This window comes from Ensifer sp. Root954 (assembly GCF_001429005.1).
Lineage (GTDB): Bacteria > Pseudomonadota > Alphaproteobacteria > Rhizobiales > Rhizobiaceae > Ensifer > Ensifer adhaerens.
The window spans coordinates 80954-100139 of record NZ_LMJM01000053.1 but is presented as its reverse complement, the minus strand read 5'-3'; the positions used below and the strand labels follow the sequence as shown (position 1 = coordinate 100139).

General features: G+C 58.8%; 17 protein-coding genes. 9 read left to right on the top strand and 8 right to left on the bottom strand.

Annotated elements, in window-relative coordinates; translation table 11 throughout:
- Positions 1-5: 5 nt before the first annotated feature.
- A complete protein-coding gene (locus ASE71_RS34320) occupies positions 6-1427 on the bottom strand; it encodes a PLP-dependent aminotransferase family protein (RefSeq protein WP_226020914.1) in 1422 nt (473 codons plus the stop codon).
- Between the two features lie 67 nt (positions 1428-1494).
- Here ASE71_RS34320 and ASE71_RS34315 point away from each other — a divergent pair, with 67 nt between their 5' ends.
- From ASE71_RS34315 to ASE71_RS36155, 5 genes are all read left to right on the top strand, one after another.
- Complete coding sequence (locus tag ASE71_RS34315; protein ID WP_060516655.1) at positions 1495-1977, top strand: Lrp/AsnC family transcriptional regulator; 483 nt, start codon at positions 1495-1497, stop codon at positions 1975-1977.
- Between the two features lie 118 nt (positions 1978-2095).
- Entirely contained in the window at positions 2096-3592 is a 1497-nt protein-coding gene (locus ASE71_RS34310) for an NAD-dependent succinate-semialdehyde dehydrogenase (RefSeq protein WP_060516656.1), read from the top strand.
- 37 nt (positions 3593-3629) lie between these two features.
- Entirely contained in the window at positions 3630-5018 is a 1389-nt protein-coding gene (locus tag ASE71_RS34305; RefSeq protein ID WP_060516658.1) for an aspartate aminotransferase family protein, read from the top strand.
- 274 nt (positions 5019-5292) lie between these two features.
- A complete protein-coding gene (locus tag ASE71_RS34300) occupies positions 5293-5757 on the top strand; it encodes a transposase (RefSeq protein WP_060516660.1) in 465 nt (154 codons plus the stop codon).
- 133 nt (positions 5758-5890) lie between these two features.
- Positions 5891-6463: a hypothetical protein gene (locus ASE71_RS36155; RefSeq protein ID WP_063891210.1), complete on the top strand. Its 573-nt coding sequence runs from the start codon at positions 5891-5893 to the stop codon at positions 6461-6463.
- Positions 6464-6789: 326 nt separating this feature from the next.
- Here ASE71_RS36155 and ASE71_RS34290 read toward each other — a convergent pair whose 3' ends face one another.
- The 7 genes from ASE71_RS34290 to ASE71_RS34260 all read right to left on the bottom strand — a co-directional run bounded on the left by ASE71_RS34290 (position 6790) and on the right by ASE71_RS34260 (position 16358).
- Complete coding sequence (locus tag ASE71_RS34290; RefSeq protein WP_200949868.1) at positions 6790-7191, bottom strand: response regulator; 402 nt, start codon at positions 7189-7191, stop codon at positions 6790-6792.
- 2 nt (positions 7192-7193) lie between these two features.
- Positions 7194-8708 (bottom strand): sensor histidine kinase, encoded by a 1515-nt coding sequence (locus ASE71_RS35505; protein WP_060516669.1) that lies wholly within the window; start codon positions 8706-8708, stop codon positions 7194-7196.
- Between the two features lie 335 nt (positions 8709-9043).
- Complete coding sequence (locus ASE71_RS34280) at positions 9044-10102, bottom strand: response regulator (protein WP_060516671.1); 1059 nt, start codon at positions 10100-10102, stop codon at positions 9044-9046.
- An 8-nt stretch (positions 10103-10110) separates the two neighbouring features.
- Positions 10111-10677 (bottom strand): chemotaxis protein CheB, encoded by a 567-nt coding sequence (locus ASE71_RS34275; RefSeq protein WP_060516673.1) that lies wholly within the window; start codon positions 10675-10677, stop codon positions 10111-10113.
- Entirely contained in the window at positions 10674-11513 is an 840-nt protein-coding gene (locus ASE71_RS34270) for a CheR family methyltransferase (RefSeq protein WP_034794888.1), read from the bottom strand. Before ASE71_RS34270 ends, ASE71_RS34275 begins: the two co-directional genes overlap by 4 nt.
- Positions 11510-14956, bottom strand: coding sequence for a response regulator (locus ASE71_RS34265; RefSeq protein ID WP_060516680.1), 3447 nt, complete (start codon positions 14954-14956; stop codon positions 11510-11512). The genes ASE71_RS34270 and ASE71_RS34265 overlap by 4 nt, the downstream gene beginning before the upstream one ends.
- Positions 14957-15332: 376 nt before the next feature.
- Positions 15333-16358: a PAS domain S-box protein gene (locus ASE71_RS34260; protein ID WP_060516682.1), complete on the bottom strand. Its 1026-nt coding sequence runs from the start codon at positions 16356-16358 to the stop codon at positions 15333-15335.
- A 316-nt stretch (positions 16359-16674) separates the two neighbouring features.
- Here ASE71_RS34260 and ASE71_RS34255 point away from each other — a divergent pair, with 316 nt between their 5' ends.
- The 4 genes from ASE71_RS34255 (at position 16675) to ASE71_RS34240 (ending at position 18980) form a co-directional block, all read left to right on the top strand.
- A complete protein-coding gene (locus tag ASE71_RS34255; RefSeq protein WP_060516684.1) occupies positions 16675-17532 on the top strand; it encodes a TIGR02587 family membrane protein in 858 nt (285 codons plus the stop codon).
- Positions 17533-17540: 8 nt separating this feature from the next.
- Positions 17541-17948, top strand: coding sequence for a TIGR02588 family protein (locus ASE71_RS34250; protein WP_060516686.1), 408 nt, complete (start codon positions 17541-17543; stop codon positions 17946-17948).
- Positions 17949-18029: 81 nt separating this feature from the next.
- Positions 18030-18482, top strand: coding sequence for a pyridoxamine 5'-phosphate oxidase family protein (locus tag ASE71_RS34245; RefSeq protein ID WP_060516688.1), 453 nt, complete (start codon positions 18030-18032; stop codon positions 18480-18482).
- Between the two features lie 246 nt (positions 18483-18728).
- A complete protein-coding gene (locus ASE71_RS34240) occupies positions 18729-18980 on the top strand; it encodes a hypothetical protein (RefSeq protein ID WP_060517355.1) in 252 nt (83 codons plus the stop codon).
- Positions 18981-19186: the final 206 nt, after the last annotated feature.

The following is a 19186-nucleotide window of genomic DNA, read 5'->3' as shown; positions in this document are numbered from 1 at the left end:
TTCACTCAAATCGCGAGCAACAGCGCTTCTGGATTTCCGCTGGCGAGTGAGGCGAGAATGCCAAGTCCGGTGCGCAATTCCTGCTCGGTGGTCGAGCCGAGCGAAATGCGCACCGCCGGCTGCCAACCCTGGTCGGCCGTGCGGAACGAAGAGCCGGGCGCAATAGCGACACCGCGCAGACGCGCCTGGGATACGAACCCTTCCTCCGCATGCCCTTCCGGTAAGGGTAGCCACACATGCAGGCTCTGCGGATGGCTATAATAGGGCAAGCCCGCAAGCGCATCCTCGGCGATCGCGTGACGAACGCCAAGTGCCCGGCGCTGCCAATTGACGAGTTCCATCGCCGTGCCGTCGCTGACCCAAAGTGTTGCGATCTCGGCGATTGAAGGCGTCGCCATCCAGTTGGAGACGAGATGGCGGTTGGCAACCGCTGCGACATAGCGATCCGGAGCGGCAAGATAGCCGATGCGCAGGCCCGGTACCGTGATCTTTGTGAAGCTGGTGACGTAGAGGGTGCGCTCCGGCGCATAGGCCGCAATCGGCGGCGCCCGACCTTCCACAAGCGGCCCCAGGATGTCGTTCTCGATGATCGCGATATCGTGGCGTCGTGCAACCTCGGCAAGCGCCTGCCGGCGCTCGGGCCCCATCAACGCCGCGGTCGGATTGATCACCGAGGGCTGGAGAAAGACGGCGCGGATCACGCCGGTGCGGCAAGCTTCATCCAACGCCTCGGGGATCATGCCTTCGCGATCGATCGGCAAGCCCTCGAGATGAAGGCCAAGGTAGCTGGAAAGCGGCACGAGCGTGTGGTGGCTGATCGCCTCGGTCGCAACGGTCGAGCCCGGCGGAGCGACGCTCATCAGCGCCACTGTCATGCCTGAGGTTGCGCCATTCGTCAGACTGATATTGAGGGGTGATACATCGAGACCGCACCGCGACAGCCACTCGGCCGCGACGGTGCGATGGCGCGGGAAAACCATATTCGGCCGGAAGGAAAGCGCCGAACTTGACGGCAGGTTCTCCGCCAGCCACCCGAAGGCTGCGCGCATGCGCTCCAGATGGAGTTGCTCGCACACAGGTTTCAGGATCGAGAGATCCACCAGTTCGCCAAGACGCTCCGGCAGATAGGGTGGCTCAGGCTCCTTCGGCCTTGTCTGCACGAAGGAACCGCGACCAATTTCTCCGGAAATGAGCCCTCGTCGGATCAGTTCGTCGTAGGCGCGGCTGACGGTTTGCACGGAAAGTTTCAGGTCATCGGCGAGTTTGCGATGCGGCAGCAGCCGCGTCCCGTTCGGCAAATGCCCTTCCTGGATGGCGCGGGCGATCTGCTCGGCGAGGGAGAGATAGGCCGGCCGGCGCAACTGGGATATGTCGGGTCGCCAATTTGTCATGATTTCAACAGTGCTCAAAATCAGTTCAATTGACAACGCTAAAATGGTTTCCCATTGTCTTTTCCTCCGCTTTGACACGATCCCCGCCCGGAGGGCGCCCCGAATGAAACTCGACGCCATCGACCTGCGTATCCTGGAGGCGATCCAGCAGAACGGACGCATCACCAAGCTGGCGCTGGCGGAACGGGCGGGTCTATCACCAACGCCCTGCTGGCTGCGCCTGCGCAAGCTGGAAAAGGCCGGCATCGTCACGGGATATCACGCGCGTGTTGCGGTGCGACGCGTTGCGCCTGTTGCCAGCGTGATGATGGAGGTGACGCTCGCCAATCATCGGCAGGTGGATTTCGAACGCTTCGAACGGGCTGTCGCGACAACGCCCGAGATCGTGGCCTGCTGGTCGGTCGGCGGTGGCGTCGATTACATCCTGAAGATCGTGGCGCGTGATATCGATGCGTACCAGCGCCTTGTCGACAGCCTGCTTGACCGTGAGCTCGGCATCGACCGCTACTTCACCTACATCGTCACCAAGACGGTGAAGGAGGAGACCGTGCTTCCACTCGAGACGTTGCTTCCCCCTTCCAAATAGAGAGATTGTCTACGGCCGGGCCAATCTTTAGCCAAAGTCTCTGACGCCCACCCCGGCAATGGACAATCTGTCCCTCGCCCTCTGGCAGACTTCCTCCAGACACCAAGAGGAGGCTGCCATGACCGCCGTATTTGCCCGCACGACCTTTCACGACGCGCTTGCCCGCCTTGCCGATCCGCACCTCTTAAGGGAGCTCTCCTATGTCGGTGGGCGCTGGATTGCTAGCCGCGACGGCGCAAGCTTCAAGGTGACGGACCCTGCCTCGTCGGCGACGCTTGCCTGGGTCGCAGCCCTTGGTGCCGATGAGGCCGCAGAAGCCATCTCGGCGGCGAGTGACGCACTGCCCGCCTGGCGCAGCATGCTGCCGCAGCAGCGTTCCGCGATTCTTCGCAAGTGGCACGACCTGATACTGGAGGCGCGCGAGGACCTTGCGCTCTTGATGACGCTGGAACAGGGCAAACCACTCGCCGAATCGCGCGGTGAAATCGACTACGCGGCCTCCTTCGTCGAATGGTACGCGGAGGAAGGAAAGCGGCTGAATGCGGAAAGCGTCACCAGCCATCTGCCCGGCGCCGAAATGATCGTGCGGCGCGAGGCGCTGGGTGTCGTCGGGATCGTGACGCCGTGGAACTTCCCCTCAGCCATGATCACCCGGAAGGCCGCAGCTGCCCTTGCCGCCGGCTGCACGGTCGTTGCGCATCCCTCCAGCGAAACGCCGCTTTCAGCGCTCGCCCTTGCCGAACTTGGCGAGCGGGCTGGGCTTCCCGCGGGCGTCTTCAATGTGGTGACCGGCGATGCCGCCACGATCGTCGGCCGCATGAATGCCGATCCGCGTATTCGCGCCATGAGCTTCACCGGCTCGACGCAGATCGGCAAGCTGATTGCGGGCCAGTGCGCTGACACCATGAAGCGGATGGTGATGGAGCTCGGTGGCCATGCACCATTGATCGTCTTTGCCGATGCCGACATCGAGAAGGCTGCCGACATCGCAATGGCGGCGAAGTTCGCCACATCCGGGCAGGATTGCCTCGCCGCCAACCGCATTTATGTCGAGCGCCCTGCACTTGCGGACTTCACGCGGGCCTTCAAGGCTCGCATCGAAGCGCTGAAGGTTGCCTCGGGCCTCGAACCAGACGCCGAGATCGGCCCCCTGATGCACGAGCGTGCCATCGCCAAGGTGGAAGAACAGGTCGCCGATGCGCTGAAGCGCGGCGCAAAGCTGCTGGCGGGCGGCAAGCGCCACAAGACAGGCGCTCTGTTCTTCGAGCCGACCCTTTTGACGGATGTACCGGACGATGCGCTGATCATGCGTGAGGAGACCTTCGGCCCGGTTGCCGCGGTCACCGCCTTCGACTGCGAGACCGAAGTAGTCGCCCGGGCAAACGACACCGAGTACGGCCTCGTCGCCTATGTCGTCACCGAAAACGGAGCGCGCCAGATGCGTCTTGCACGGGCTTTGGAGTACGGGATGGTCGCGATCAATCGGGTGAAGATCACCGGTGGACCGATCCCCTTCGGCGGCTGGAAACAGTCGGGCCTTGGCCGCGAAGGCTCCCGCCACGGCATCGAGGCCTTCACCGAACTCAAATATCTCTGCATCGATACGGCCGCCTGAGCGCAGGCGCCACATTTCATACGCGAAAGGAAAGACCATGCTCGAAAAAAGCAACGAACTCAGCGCCTGGGACCGTGATCACTTCTTCCACCCCTCCACGCATATGGGCATGCATGCGCGTGGTGAAACACCGACCCGGGTGATCGGCGGCGGCGAAGGTGTGTATATTACCGACACCGGCGGCAGGACGAGCCTTGATGCCTTTGCTGGCCTTTATTGCGTCAATGTGGGCTACGGCCGGCAGAAGATCGCAGACGCGATCGCCGAGCAGGCGAAGAACCTTGCTTATTATCACGCCTATGTCGGCCACGGTACGGAAGCGTCGATCACGCTTTCCAAGATGATCATCGATCGTGCGCCGGCGGGCATGAGCCGCGTCTATTTCGGTCTTTCAGGCTCCGATGCCAACGAGACCAACATCAAGCTGATCTGGTACTACAACAACATCCTTGGCCGGCCGGAAAAGAAGAAGATCATCTCCCGCTGGCGCGGCTATCACGGCTCCGGCGTCATGACGGGCTCCCTGACCGGCTTGCATCTATTCCACAACGCCTTTGACCTGCCGCGCGCGCCGATCCTGCACACCGAAGCACCCTACTTCTTCCGACGCCCCGATCGCTCGATGGATGAAGAGCAGTTCTCGCAATATTGCGCCGACAAGCTCGAGGAGATGATCCTTGCGGAAGGACCGGAGACGATCGCCGCCCTCATCGGCGAGCCGATCCTCGGTACTGGCGGCATCGTGCCGCCGCCGAAGGGCTACTGGCAGAAGGTCCAGGCTGTGCTCGAAAAATACGACATCCTGCTCGTCGCAGACGAGGTGGTGACCGGCTTCGGCCGCCTCGGCACCATGTTCGGATCGGACCACTACGGCATGAAGCCCGACCTCATCACCATTGCCAAGGGTCTGACCTCGGCCTACGCGCCGCTTTCCGGCACGATCGTATCGGATAAGATGTGGCAGGTGCTGGTGCAAGGATCTGACGAACTGGGCGCGATCGGCCATGGCTGGACCTATTCCGCCCATCCGATCTGTGCGGCCGCGGGGGTCGCCAACCTCGAACTGATCGACCAGTTGGGCCTGGTTGAAAATGCCGACAGCACGGGCGCTTATTTCCGCTCCGAACTGACGAAGGCACTCGCTGACCACAGACATGTGGGCGAAATACGTGGCGATGGCCTGATGGCCGCAATTGAGTTCGTCGAGGATAAGGACGACCGGGTATTTTTCGATCCGGCAAAGAAGATCGGCCCGCAAGTTGCGGCTGCCCTGCTTGAGCGCGGCGTCATCGGGCGGGCCATGCCGCAAGGTGATATCCTCGGCTTTGCGCCACCGCTTTGCCTCACAAAGGATGAGGCCAATGTTGTGGTGAAAGCGGCGGTCGAGGCCGTCACATCTGTCCTTGGCAAAGCAAAGGCAAGATGAGTGCAGATGCCAATACACGCAATTTGAACCTTGTTGTCGATGGGGAAGTGCTACGCCGCCCCATCGACAACCGTTGAGCCAGCAGTGCAATGGAAGCCCTATTGGCGAACGCCGATCTCGACCCTCGGGTCTAACGTCGAGCTGTTCCGGCATGGAAAACATCTAGCCAATCCGTATACCCTATTGGATCGGCACCAAAAATCGACCGGCAAGTAATGTTGACTCTGGTCTTCACTCGGTTGAAAAAAGGGCGACCATAAAAAAGGGATCACTCATGCCTGACGAAAACACGACGCCAACCACCCTGGTTGCGGAGGACGCAACGACTGTGCACACACCCGAGCGAGCAAAGCGAAGCGCGACGAAGCGTCAGAAAGCGGCTGGGGAAACCACACGGGCGACTTCGAAGGCAACAGCATCAACGCAACCCACCAAGTCCCGTAAGTTCAGCGAACAAGATAAACTCGAGAAGCTGAGGCAGATCGGGGCCCAGGTCGCAGACGGCACGAGCACGATCAAAGATGCGATTAAAAGCGCAGGAATATCCGAGCAGACCTACTATAATTGGAAGGGTAGCTTAAAGGCGGATGATAAGACGAGCAAAAAGCCCGCGTCGGCCAGCGACGAGTTCGCCGAACTGGTGAAGCTCGACGCCGAGAACCAGAAGCTGCGAAAACTCCTGGCGGAAAAACTGCGCACTGAGAATGCCGACCTGCGCAAGAGGCTTGGCATAGATTGAGGCCCGGAGAAGCCACGCGCTGAGCGCTGTGGCTCCACCGCTCCTTTGGCGGGCGGCTGATTTGCGAGGTTGCACCCGACGTTGTGCAGCCGATCATGCCGCAGCACGTCGATCTACATTGGGTTCAAACTATATGAAAACGCCACAACGCAGGTTCGTTGTTGAGTTCAAGTCCGGCCGCCGTCAGCCAAAAGTGCAAGCGGGTTCGATCTGGGGCAACACAGATCTCAAGACCCTTGCGCGCGAGGTTGAAAACGAAGCGGCTCATCTGTTCGGCCGTCAAGAATTGAATGCCGACGGCGGCATTGATCCCGCCTCCGATGCTCATGTCCCGAGTTTTGTTGACGAACCGGCCGTGATCACGGCGCCCGAGCCGGCGAATGAGGTGGCTGACCAGGTCGCTGCGGCGCATTTAATTTCCAATGTCGCTGATGAAGCTCGCGAGACCGCAATCGGCCCGCTCACTGTCGCCAGGACCCGCGGTTTACCGAAACGCGCCAGCGGGAAGCATCCTCCCCGCCCCTCCCCGAGGACCGCTTCGCAACCTACAGAGCAACAGTCGGATCTGGAGTCGAGATCGGCGCCAACGATGCTCTTGGAAGAGTTGGTTTCACTTGATGCGGAAAACAGCCGCCTCCGAAAACTGCTGGGGGAACAACTCCGTGCGCAGAACGTAACTCTCAAGAAGATGCTGGAACGGTTTTAGTTTCCGCTCCTTCGTTGACGCTCCGATCCGCGACGGCCCGAGTCCAAGTGACGATCATTCGTGTCGATGGCACACAGATTGTAGATCCTTCCTCGATGACGTCGACGGAGCTCGGAGCTGCGCTGGCCTTCTTTTGGAGTGGCCTGCGACGGTCATGGAAACAGACGCCCCCCCGTCAGCGAGCAGGGCGACATTGCCGATCTGTAAGCCGGTGCAGGCCAAGAGCCACCATCGCGCCAAATGACGTTAGGCAATCGCACCAGAGGAGGCCGAAAGGACGGGCAGGCTACTCTGATGTTGATCTCGGGGCAGGGCATTCATTCTGATCACACGGATGAAGATGCCTCCCCGTTCTTCTGCTCAAGTACCGCGTCCAGCGCTTCCACCAGGACAGAGTTCGAAAACGGCTTGGAGAGAACTGGGGCTGTGTGGCTGGTCCCAAGCAAGGCCGACGTCCCATATCCGCTTAGGACAAGAAACGGAATCGATTGCTGAGAACACGCGTCAGCCACGGGAAGCCCGCTGTGTCCCTGGAGGTTCATGTCGAGCACGACGACGTCGATTTTCGTCGCGTCGTTAAGTAATTGCAGCGCCCGATCCACAGTCGGAGCAAGGCCTACAATCTGCATTCCAGCCGCAAGCAGAGTGTCCTCGATTGACATTGCCACCAGCATTTCGTCTTCAACGACGAGCACTCGACGTCCCGCCAATGTTGTTGAAAATGTCAACTTTACTGCGCTCCCGAGGGCTGTTTGCTACTGAAATCCATGCTCATTGTGCATGTGAGGCCATCCGGTTCGAACCGCAGTTCGACCGGATATCCGAGTTCGTGGGCTAGGCCTCGGTTTAGAACCCGTAGACCGAACCCTTGGCGGTCCGGTTCAGACGTCGGAGGTCCGCCGCGCTCCTCCCAAAGAATGCTGCATACCTCCTGGCATTGCCATGATAATGCGACCCGACCAACCTGGTTCGAAAGTGAACCGTGTTTGATCGCATTGGTCAGCAACTCGTTGAACGCCATGGAAAGCGCCAGAGCTTTTTTCGGATCGATGCGGATCGCAGCGCCTTGGATCGAGACGCGCCCGTCCTCAATCCAAGCGGTAAGAACCGTTTGAGCGATATCGCTCAGGTTTACGGCCTGCCAAGCCTCCCGCGTAAGCAAGTCGTGCGCTTTGGCAAGAACGAGCAGACGAGTGTTAAAAGCCTGGGCGAACGCCTCGGGCGTTTCGGAGCTTTTCAATGTTTGCTCCGCGAGGGAATTCACGGTAGCCAGGGTGTTCTTCACCCGATGATTGAGCTCTCCCACCAAGAGCTTCTGCCTCTTCTCCGCCCTTCTTTCCTCTGTTCGATCCCGGAAGATCTTGAGGTAGCGATCAGGCCCGCTCTCCTCAACACGAAGCATGACACCTGAGCCCCAAAACCGTGAGCCATCCTTGCGATAGTGCCAACGCTCGTTCGCGGCACGTCCCGTTTCGGCCGCGGTTCGCATTTCCTGTTGTGGGATTTCCAAGGCTCGATCCTCAGGACTGAAGAAAATACTGCCGGAGAGACCAAGGACCTCGCTGTCGAGATAGCCCAAAAGGCGTTCAGCGCCACTGTTCCAGCTTGCGATCCGTCCGTCGGCGTCGAGCGTTATGATGGCATATTCGCTCGCGCTGTCGAGGATGACACGCAACCGTTCATTGGTGCGGCGAAGTCCCTCTTCGGCACGTTGATGCGCCTCTTCCGATTGCTTCCGCTCGATGCTGAATCCGAGTTGCCGGGCGATAGTGAGGCACAGGGTGGCTTCGTCAGCGGTATAGACGTGAGCGACGTCGCGGTAGGTCATGAATTTGCCAACCACGATGCCATCGACGGTCACAGGAATGAATGCGAGGGAGCGGATACCCTCCCCTCGTATGGCGTTCTTGAGCGCCTGAGGCTCGTCAGAAAGCTCTATGTCGCTTACGAAAATGGGAATAGGATCTCGATCTCCCGGCTTCCACGGCGAGTGTCCATCAACTGCCCGACGATAGTCCTCCGAGAGCCCGCGGGAAGCGACGAATCGCATCACTCCGTGGCGGTCGAAAAGCAGGATCGAAGCCCGCGAACACCCCAGCGCCCGCTCGATCGCATCGAATGTCGCATCGAAAGCATCGGTGTCGGACTCTGCGCGGTATAGTCCGTCCGTCAATTGGAACAGCGCCTCCAACTCGTCGGCCTTCTTAATCCAGGGCGTGTCGTCGGCAGGTTCACGTTGGCTCATATGCGCCCCGCTGGGACGAGCCCGTACGGGCTCGGTTTCAATAGGGACTGCGACAACGAGCGTTTATATTTCCGCAGGCCCGGGTAAAGTTTAGGTGTGGCAGGCAGACCGGAATTCAAGCCCGAGCAGCGTCGAGTCCCGTCCGCAGGGCGAATGAATATCTCTGGTCGCGCGCCCTTATAGAATGAGCGATTAACCTATTAAATGGGACATCGGCGAGTACCGATTTTAGGAGCAACCGGGAATGGTCACTAACCCCGGTAAACTGCTCGATTAGCAGCTTTATGCCAGCACACCACAAACAAAAGTGCGTCAAGCGTCCTTGCGGGGACCGATCAGTTTTTTAGACTAGCTAGCGGGATGCGGAGCGCCAGACAAAGCCCATCTGTCCGCCAATTTCGCGCCAGCGATCCGTTCAATCCCAAGATTGCCGCTTTCTCCAACGTTGTTCCAAATCCCGTCCTTTCGGAGCTCTCGGACAACGGATGTGATCCGTGTTCACTCCACTTGACGTGAAGTTCTTCGTCGAAAGTCGAAAGGTCGATGCTCAATTGCCCCGCAGGGCCGGAAAGGGCACCATACTTGACAGCGTTGGTGGTCAGTTCGTGCAGAAGGAGCGCCATTGACGTCAGTGCCTTGTCGCCGAGGGGAGCGTCCGTTCCGGAGATCAGGATTCGAGAGCCGTGAGCGTGGTCGTGTGGCGCAACGATCGCCTTCAACAGAGCCACAACCGTCGTCGCAATATCTCCGCGATCGTCCTCCCCGACAAGGTCGGGCAGCGTAAGTTCGTGGGCGCGAGACAGTGCGTGTAGCCGCGACCGTAGATCAGCCTCTAGATCGGAAACGGTTGTGGCTTGCCTGGCGCTCACCGAGATCAACCCGGCGGTGAGGCTGAACAGGTTCTTGATGCGGTGATTGATTTCCCGCAGCAAAATATCCTTGTGCTCTGCTGCCTGCTTGAGCGCCTGCGCCTGGGCAGCGAGTTCATCTCGTTGAGCGGCGAGTTGCTGCCTTTGCCGGTACAGTTCGAAGAACACGTCGACTTTGCTTGACAGAACGTCCGGTTCAATCGGCTTTTGGATGAAGTCCACCGCGCCAGCCTCGTAGCCGCGAAAACGGCGTCGGCCGTCTGCAATACCCGCCGTCACAAAGATGATGGGAATGTGTCGCGTGCGTTCGTTGCCGCGCATCAACTCGGCAAGTTCGAAACCGTCCAGACCCGGCATCTGAACGTCGACAAGCGCGAGCGCCACGTCTTGTCGAAGCAGGATCTCAAGCGCCTGATCGCCGGACCGCGCCTTCATGAGAAGGCGATCGTCTCGGCGGAGCAGTGCCTCCAGCGATATGAGATTTTCCTCGAGGTCATCGACCAGTAGAAACGGGACGGGCTCCATAGTTGTTCTCAGACCTCTTTCAAGTATTCGGCAATGGCATCGAGCGACAGGACGAGGGCGCTCGGGCATGATTGGATTGCAGCTTCCGGCATGGCGCGAGCGTGAGCGCCTTCGGGGTTTTGCACGATCACCGTCCCGCCTGCATTGTGGACAGCCGCCAGGCCGGCTGCCCCATCTCGGTTGGCGCCGGTCAGGACAATCGCGATAAGATCCGGCCCGAAGGCATCGGCAGCACTTTCGAAAAGTATGTCGATTGACGGGCGGGAGAAGAGGACAGGCTCATCAGCGGAAAGGGACAGGTTCCTGTCCGTTTCAACGAGCAGATGATAGTCCGGCGGTGCAAAATAGATCGTGCCGGCCTCGAGCGACTGTTTGTCCTCGGCCTCCTCGACAGGCAACCGGCACTTTGCACGAAACAGGTCGACCATAAGGCTCGGCCTGTCGGATGGAACGTGAACGACCACGATCACGGGTAACGGGAAGCTTCGCGGCAACGCCGGCAGGATTGCCGAAAGTGCTTCGACAGCCCCCGCCGAAGCGCCAATGATCACCGCTTGAGCTTTTGCTGGCGTCATTCGACACGCCTTTGGTAGATCTTCTCCTCACGCACGAAATCCGTGAACGCATCGGCATGAAGGGAAAAGCGCAAATTCTCCTTGGCGCCGAGCCCGAGGAAACCTTTGCGAGCGAGCGAGTCCTTGAAAAGACCCACCGCGCGGTCCTGAAGCGCGCGGTCGAAGTAAATCATGACGTTTCGGCACGATATGAGGTGCATTTCTGCAAAAACGGCGTCGGTCACCAGGCTGTGATCCGAAAACACGACATGGCGGCGCAAGGTCTTATCGAACAGCGCCTTGCCGTATGCCGCCTGATAGTAGTCCGACAACGATGATTTTCCACCCGATTTGCGATGGTTCTCGGTGAAAAGCTGTATCCTGTCGAGTGCATAGACGCCGGCCTCGGCCGCCTCCAGCGCTTCATGACTGATGTCAGTGGCATAGAAGATCGTTCGATCTTCGAGGCCTTCTTCGCGAAACAGGATAACCAGCGAATAAAGCTCCTCGCCGCTGCTGCAGCCAGCAATCCACACCTTCAAGGAAGGGTAGGTCCTCAAGTGGGGAACGACCTTTTCCCGGATCGCCTGGAAGTAACTCGGATCGCGAAACATCTCGCTCACTTGGACGGTTAGAAAACGCAGCAATTGCGGCAGCATTGCCTGATCGTGCAGAAGTCCCTCCTGCATCGCCGAGAAAGTATCGAACCCCAGTTGTTCGCGCGCCTTCTTCAGGCGGCGCTTGATCGAGGCCATCGCATAGTTGCGAAAGTCATAGTGGTATTTGAGAAACAGTGCTTCCAGCAGCAACCGGATTTCGATGTCTTCTACCTTTTCAACGGCGGTGGCTTCGCTCATTTGGGCATCCATACACGCACCAGCGACAGCAGCCTGTCGACGTCCAGCGGCTTGGCCATGTAATCATTCGCCCCAGCCTCAATGCAGCGCTCCTGATCGTCCGGCATTGCCTTGGCGGTCAGCGCAATGATCGGCAACTTCTTCCAAGTCGGGTTCCTTCGGATTTCAGCGGTCGCGACCAAACCATCCATCACAGGCATCATGACGTCCATCAGCACGAGCTCAATCGGGCGCCCGGGGCCAGATGAAGCTTTTTCGAGAACCTCCAGTGCCTCGCGGCCGTTGCGCGCGATCTCGACGATCGCACCGCGCGGTTCAAGAATGTTGGTTAGCGCGTAGACGTTTCGGATATCATCTTCCACCACGAGAATGCGACGCCCCTCCAACAGCGCATCGCGGTTGCGCGCCTTGCGGATCATCTTTTGCTGTTCGTCCGGCAGTTCCGATATCACCTGATGCAGGAACAGGCTCACTTCATCGAGCAGTCGCTCGGGGGATTTTGCCCCCTTGATGATGATCGACTTCGAGAAGCGCCTCAACTTCTGCTCGTCATCCGCCGAGAGTTCGCGTCCAGTATAGACGATGACAGGCGGGAAGGCATAAGCGCTCTGTGAGCTCAACGTCTCCAGCAACGAATATCCCGACGCGTCAGGCAACGACAGGTCAAGCACCATGCAGTCGAAAGTCTGGTGCTTCAGGAGGTCAAGGCATTCGGCGGCGGTGCTGGCGGTCACCGTCTCGACGTCCTGGGTGCCGATCAGTTTTGCCACCGCTTCGCGCTGCACCGGATCGTCCTCGACGACCAGGACGCGATGCATTTGTTTCGTAAACCGCGCCTCGAGCTTTTGCAGAACCTTCAACAGTTCTTCTCGATTGACGGGCTTGATGGCATAACCGGCAGCCCCGAGAGAGTAGGCACTCTCGGCGTGATCGCTCCCCGACACGACATGGATCGGGATATGACGGGTCAAGACATCATGCTTCAGCCGGTCGAGGACGGCGAGGCCCGATTGGTCCGGCAACCCTATATCGAGCACGACGGCGCTTGGCATGAATTCCTTCGCAAGCAAAAGCGCCTCTTCGGCGGTTGCCGCGACAATTGCCTGGAAGCCCATTTCCCGCGACAGATCACGCACGATGCCGGCAAAAGTGTCATCATCTTCGATTACCAGCAGCACGCGTTTTGTATTTGTCAGAACATCTCGGTCGTCGTCGATCCGGCGGATCGGCCTGGGCGTAACCGTACCTGCCTTTTGCGCCGCGACCGTCGTTGCGAGCGTTCCTGGACTTGGCGCAAGAGCTGTCGGCTTGGCCACATCGAACCGTTCCCCGATGGTAACGGTAAACGTACTACCCCGTCCCGCCTGGCTTTGAAGCACGATCGTTCCGCCCAAAAGCCGCGCCAGTTGCCGAGAGATGGAAAGGCCGAGCCCGGTGCCGCCATACTTACGGCTGATTGTGCCATCGGCCTGGTGGAAGGCATCGAAGATCGCCCGCTGATGTTCCTGTGCAATTCCGATTCCGGTGTCGCTGACGGAGAAGCTAACCTTGCCCTCGCCAACCGAACCAATCACCAAGGTGACCTTGCCGGTCTCGGTGAACTTGATTGCATTTGAAAGCAAGTTCTTGAGAATTTGTTCAAGCCGCAACGGATCGGTCTCGATAGTGAGCGGACATTCCTCAGCAAGTTCAACGGAAAACCCGAGTTTCTTCTCGGTCGCCAGCGGCAGAAACACCTGACGAAGGTTGCCGGCCAGTCGCTCGAGCGAAACGGTTTCCGGCCGGATTTCGACATGCCCGGCCTCGATCTTGGAGAGATCGAGAATATCGTTGATCAGGTTCAAGAGATCATTGCCCGAGGATTGGATCGTCTTGGCAAACTTCACCTGCTCCTCAGTCAGGTTTTCGTCGGGATTGTCCGCAAGCAGCTTGGCCAAAATCAAGGAAGAGTTCAGCGGCGTGCGCAACTCGTGGGACATATTGGCAAGGAAGTCGGATTTGTATTGGCTTGCCTGCTCTAGTTCCTTCGCCTTGGCCGATATCGATACGTTCGCGCGCTCCAGCTCGTCGCGCTGAGCCTCAAGCCGCTGGGCTTGTGTTTCCAGCTGAGCATTGGTCTGCTCAAGTTCAATTTGCTGCTGCTCGAGGTGCGCCTGAGATTCCTTCAGCGCCCGCCCCTGCTCTTCAAGCTCTTCGTTTGAAACGCGCAGCTCCTCGCTTTGCGTTTGCAACTCTTCGGACTGCCGTTGCGTTTCCTCCAGCAGGTCGTGAAGCTGGCCGCGATAGGTCGCTGCCTTCACGGCAATCGCGATAGCCTCCGATGCGCGGTCAAGAAAGGTGACGATGGTCTCGTCGATTGGCCCAAGAAAGCCGAGCTCGATCACCGAATTCACTGAACCATCGACCTTTCCGGTCTGGATCGCGAGATGGCGTGGTTTGTCCATCCCAAGCCCGGAACCGAAGGCCAGGTAACCATCCGGGACATCGTCGACGACGATTGAACCCCCTTCCGCAACCGCTTGACCCAAGAGGCCTTCGCGGGGTCGAACCGTCATTGGCAAGTTCGCCTCGGGCGGAACGCCACGACTACAAGCCCGCTGGAACGAACCATCACCGCGAATGAAGATCGCACCGGCAATGGCGCCTGCGTAAGGCGCCAGGAAGTCGAGAATACTTTTGCTCAGCTGCTCGATCGACTGATCGCCCATCATCGCCGACGCCAACCCGACCTGACCAGCCTGAAGCCACTCATCCCTTCGGCGGACGATCGTGGCCTTGCGAATGAGGAGGGCGATTGCTGCTGTCAAAGCAATTCCGAGAAGACCAGAAAGCAGAGTGCTGAGCCGCGCAGTCTTCTGCGCATTCTCCATTTCGGCCAATCGATCAAGGCGCACTTCCAGCTCAGCGCCCGACATGGCCGCAATCTGCGCGCGGACGGCATCCATTTCGATCTTGCCGCGATCGGAGTTTACCATCGCAATCGCCGCCTCAAGACCGTCGGCCCGTCTCCGATCGATGGTCGCCCCGAGTTCCGCGAGCTTGGCGTCCACATGTTGCCTGAGAGCCACCAGCCGCTGACTTTGGCCCGGATTGCTCGCAGTCAGTTGACCGATCTGATCGAGTTTTGGCCGAATGGCGCGAACTGCCGCGTTGTAGGGGGCAAGGTAGCCCCCACTATTGGTCAACAAAAACCCACGCTGACCGGTCTCGGCATCCTGAACAAGCGACAGCAGTTCGTCGAGAGAAACAATGGCAACGTGGGTTTGTACAATCCTCTCGTTGCCCCGTTGCAGGGCCTCCAGGTTGAGATAGGCAACGACGCTGCTTGCGACAAAAAAGAAGAGGGTGCCTGCCAGGCCGAGGGCCACGCCCGCTTCTAGGCCCAAAAGCGCGCGGAACGAGCGCGAACTCAAGCTCGATCTTCTGGTTGCGGTGGCGGACATTCAGACTCCGAGGAAAGAGCAAGCGTTGAGTGGAAACAGCGACCGTGTGCTGACGGTGCGTGGCTGGATTGCGAAGACGTTCTGGTTCAGCGGCGGTTCCTGCCGAAGTCGGAATTCGACCAGCCCTGACGGATTCGCGCTGATTCTATGTTGCATTATCAAACCTGCCCGCCGAAGCGTACAAACTTTTGAAATAACAGGCCGTTTGTTCACCCGTCTGCCCCCAAAACCTTCCCGCTAAACAGCGGAATGCTGAATTTGCGAGCTCTAACTATGGCTCCCTCGTTCTTTTTCCATCTCCCTGCCGCCACCTCATTCTCGCCAGGCACCGCCTGTCACATTTTGGTGACAGTGCACGGTGGTCACTGCAGTGATTTCACAGAGAGAAGCGCGGCCACTCCAGGAAGCGGTCCGCGGGCCCGACCAACCGCCACCGGGCAAATCCGTCTCCGTGGACGGATTCCACCTTGGCGTTTAGGGCCTGCGGCACTGTCCTCTTTAGCACGACCGCGCCAAAACCCGAGCGCGGCAACTGATAGTCGCGACCTTCAGGGCCAGGGTGCTCATCCCAAGACATCGAAAAGGCAAGGCCTGCCGGGGAAGTGGCCAGCGCCCAGGTAATTGAAATCGTGCCGGCACGCGACCGCAATACGCCGCCCTTTGACGAATGAAGGGCTAACTCGTGGATCGCCATCCCAAGATTTTCGATTGCAGCTGGGGCAAGCGCGATGCCCGGGCCAGAAAGCTGACAGAACGCTTCAGCATGAAACGCTGCGATCTGCTTTTCAACCAGGCCTCTTAGATCTGTTGCTTGCCAATCTGCCGACGCAATCAGGTCGTGGGATGCCGAAAGGGCCCATATGCGGTTTTCAAGGTCCTTCTGGAAAACCGCAGGTTCCGTTTCTTCGCTCCTGCTCTGCCGGATCATCGAAAGAATGATGGCATAGTGGTTCTTGACCCGGTGGTTGACCTCCCGCAGCAGCAGGCGAATTCGCCTTTCACGGTCCTTTGCGGATGTGATGTCGCGCGCAACCTTGGATGCTCCGATGATGCGGCCCTTGGAGTTGCGGATCGGGGAGATCGTCAGCGAAACGGTTACAAAGCTGCCGTCCTTGCGCTGCCTGACGGTTTCGAACGGTTCAATCCTTTCACCTTTGCGCAGGCGCTGCAGCAGATCTCGCTCTTCGTCGTGAAGATGAGTGGGTATGATCGTCAGGATTGATCGCCCGACCATCTCCTCGGCTGAGTAGCCAAACATGCGTTCGGCTGCGCCGTTCCAGGTTCGCACGGTACCATCGAGATCCTTGCTGACGATGGCGTCGAAGGACGACTCCACAATGGCCGCAAGCCTCGCTCGCAAGATATCTTCACTCCCCGCCTTGTCGAAAGAACCCAAGGGCATAGCTTACTGCTCCAACTTCACGAACATTCCCTTTCCCAAGGGCTACCAACCCCGTGGAAAGACGTGGACGTTGTTATTGTTCCAATGCCCTGAGCAACGAAAGCATGAGTCGCTACGCGCCGGTCGCGATCACCGGAGTGCGGACGGCTGAACGGGTTCGATGTGCACTTGATCGATGCAAGCAAGGAAACGCCGACATTGAGGGGCTGGACCGGCCGGCTGGACATCAGGAACTTGCGCTGTCTCTCGACGTTACCTCTGTCAGAGAAATGCTGCCGCGTCCTTGCGAGGCCGACAGCAACCTTGAGAGGGAAAGATGACCAAGGGCGGGACGCGGGCCGATTTTGACCATGGCCGCTTCGCGAAGGGCCTCGCACGCGGCTTCGCCGGCGCGTTGCTTTTTGCGCTGCCTATGTTCCTCACGATGGAAATGTGGGAACTCGGCCTCTACATCGACCGCGACCGGCTGCTTATTTTGCTTTTGGTCAACATTCCGCTGCTTGTCCTCCTTGCGCGTCGGATCGGCTTTGAAAATGTATCGACGTGGCGCGAAGCGCTGCGAGACGCAAGCATTGCATACTGCCTGGGTATCGCGGCGAGTGCCTTTGTTCTTTTCATGATTGGCGTCCTAAAGATTGGCCAGGCCCTGCCGGAAGTGCTTGGAATGATCGCCATTCAGGCGGTCCCAGCCAGCATTGGCGCCTTGCTCGGCCGCAGCGAACTGGGGACACGAACCGAAAGCGGCGAGGACGAGAAGGATCCGATCGGCGAGACGCGGGGCGATGGTTACGGTGGCGAACTTTTTATGATGGTCGTTGGGGCTCTGTTTCTCGGTCTCAACGTCGCCCCAACCGAAGAAATGATCCTGATATCCTTTAAGATGTCGCTGTGGCACGCCATTGCCGCAATCTTGGCGTCGATCCTGCTGATGCATGGCTTCGTCTACGCCCTGTCTTTCATAGGCGGCCATGAACTCGATGAGAACACACCTGGCTGGCATGCCCTTATCCGCTTCACAACGCCGGGTTACGTCATCGCATTCGCGATCAGCCTCTATTGCCTATGGACGTTTCATCGGCTGGACGGCCTCGATCCAACACAAGCGATTGTCGCCACGGCTGTCCTCGCCTTCCCGAGCGCAATCGGCGCAGCCGCAGCGCGCCTCATTCTGTAGGTAACGTGATGGCAAAGTCCCCGAAACCAGGCTCCGTTGAAAATCGTCGGGCGCATTGGATCGAATGGACGACCGGTGCGGTTTCCACCATCCTGATCACGGCGCTTATTGGCTGGATCAGCTATCAGGCTGCAACCCAGGCCGATGGGCCTCCGGACCTCTCGGTGACGATCGTCAGCAGCGCGGGGAGTGCTGGCGGATATCTGGTCATGTTCGATGTTAACAATGCAGCCGACCGAACGGCGGCCGCCGTCGTCGTACGTGGCGAAATCACCGACAACGATAATGTCATAGAGACCGCGGAGATCACGCTTGACTACGTGCCTGCGCGATCGAAGGCGCGGGGTGGACTGATCTTTCGCAACGATCCTGCAGGTCGCTCCCGTGTTTCCGCGACCGGTTTCAGCGAACCGTGACCGACGACGTGCGCCAGGGCGGTGTCAAGGAACCTGTTTGTGCTCTCGCGGTTAGGACCTGAACGCCAACGGGAGTGCACGATGACTTTGACGCTCAACGACATCTCCAACGAACTGAAGAATATCGACTTCGGCATGCTTTCGACAAAGAGGGCAGACGGAACCATCTCCAGTCGACCAATGAGCAACAATGGCGACGTGGACTATAGGGGGGACACCTGGTTCTTTTGCTTTGAGCAGTCACAAAAAATCACCGAGATCAAGGCAGATCCGAAGGTAGCCCTGACTTACACCGCTCGTCCGAGCCTTCTCGGCAAACCCGGTATTTTCATTGCAATCGAAGGGAATGCTTCGCTCGTGGGTGACAAGCAGACGTTTGCCGAGCATTGGATGAGCGAGCTTGAAAGATGGTTTCCCCAAGGCGTGGACACCCCCGGTCTTTTAATGATCAAGGTTCACGCGTCGAAAGTCACCTACTGGGATGGCGATGAGACGGGGAGCATCTTCGCCCCTGACGACCACCCACAAGACTAGCGCGCAAAGCCCCTCCGTCCTATGCACCGGCACCCGCGCTCGCTGTTCACTCTCAAGGCGGCCAAAAGCCCATAAAAAGCGCACATCTAGACCCACAGTTGCACGCGCTCCTAACGCACCAAACGCTTGGATGTTCCTTGAAAAAACTTCGCTTTTCGGCCCGCTATCAACGGAACAGAACGACCCGTTTTGCCGTTCAATCGCGGTGAACGCCGGTGTCGTATCGGCCCAATGGAGTACATACAAATGCTGAAACGGATTGCTACTTTCGCCCTCATCGCGGCATTTGCCAGCCCCGCTCTGGCACAGCAAAAGGTCGTTTGCGATGAAGCTTCAATCGCTAAGGCCGAACAGCAAGTCGCGCAAATCTCCGACGGCGCAAAAAAGATCGAGTCCACCAAGGAACTCACCATGGCGAGAGATGCCATGATGGCGAACGACGTGGAGAAATGCACGTCGCATCTCGACAATGCCATCAAGGGCATGGACGCCATGTAGAGTCCGTCCGAAGGGAGCATTGATGCTGAAGCGCAGTGTTCCCTCAGTCTGCTGCATATAATCCATCATGCTGCTCACCGGGTCGAAACGAACGGAGTGTGGCTCTTATGATCTCAAGTTTTTCCTCCGGATGCCCGCATCTCGAGGATCGAAACGAGGAACAAAATCATGAAAAATATCCTGCTCGCCGCGGTCTTCCTCGGCGT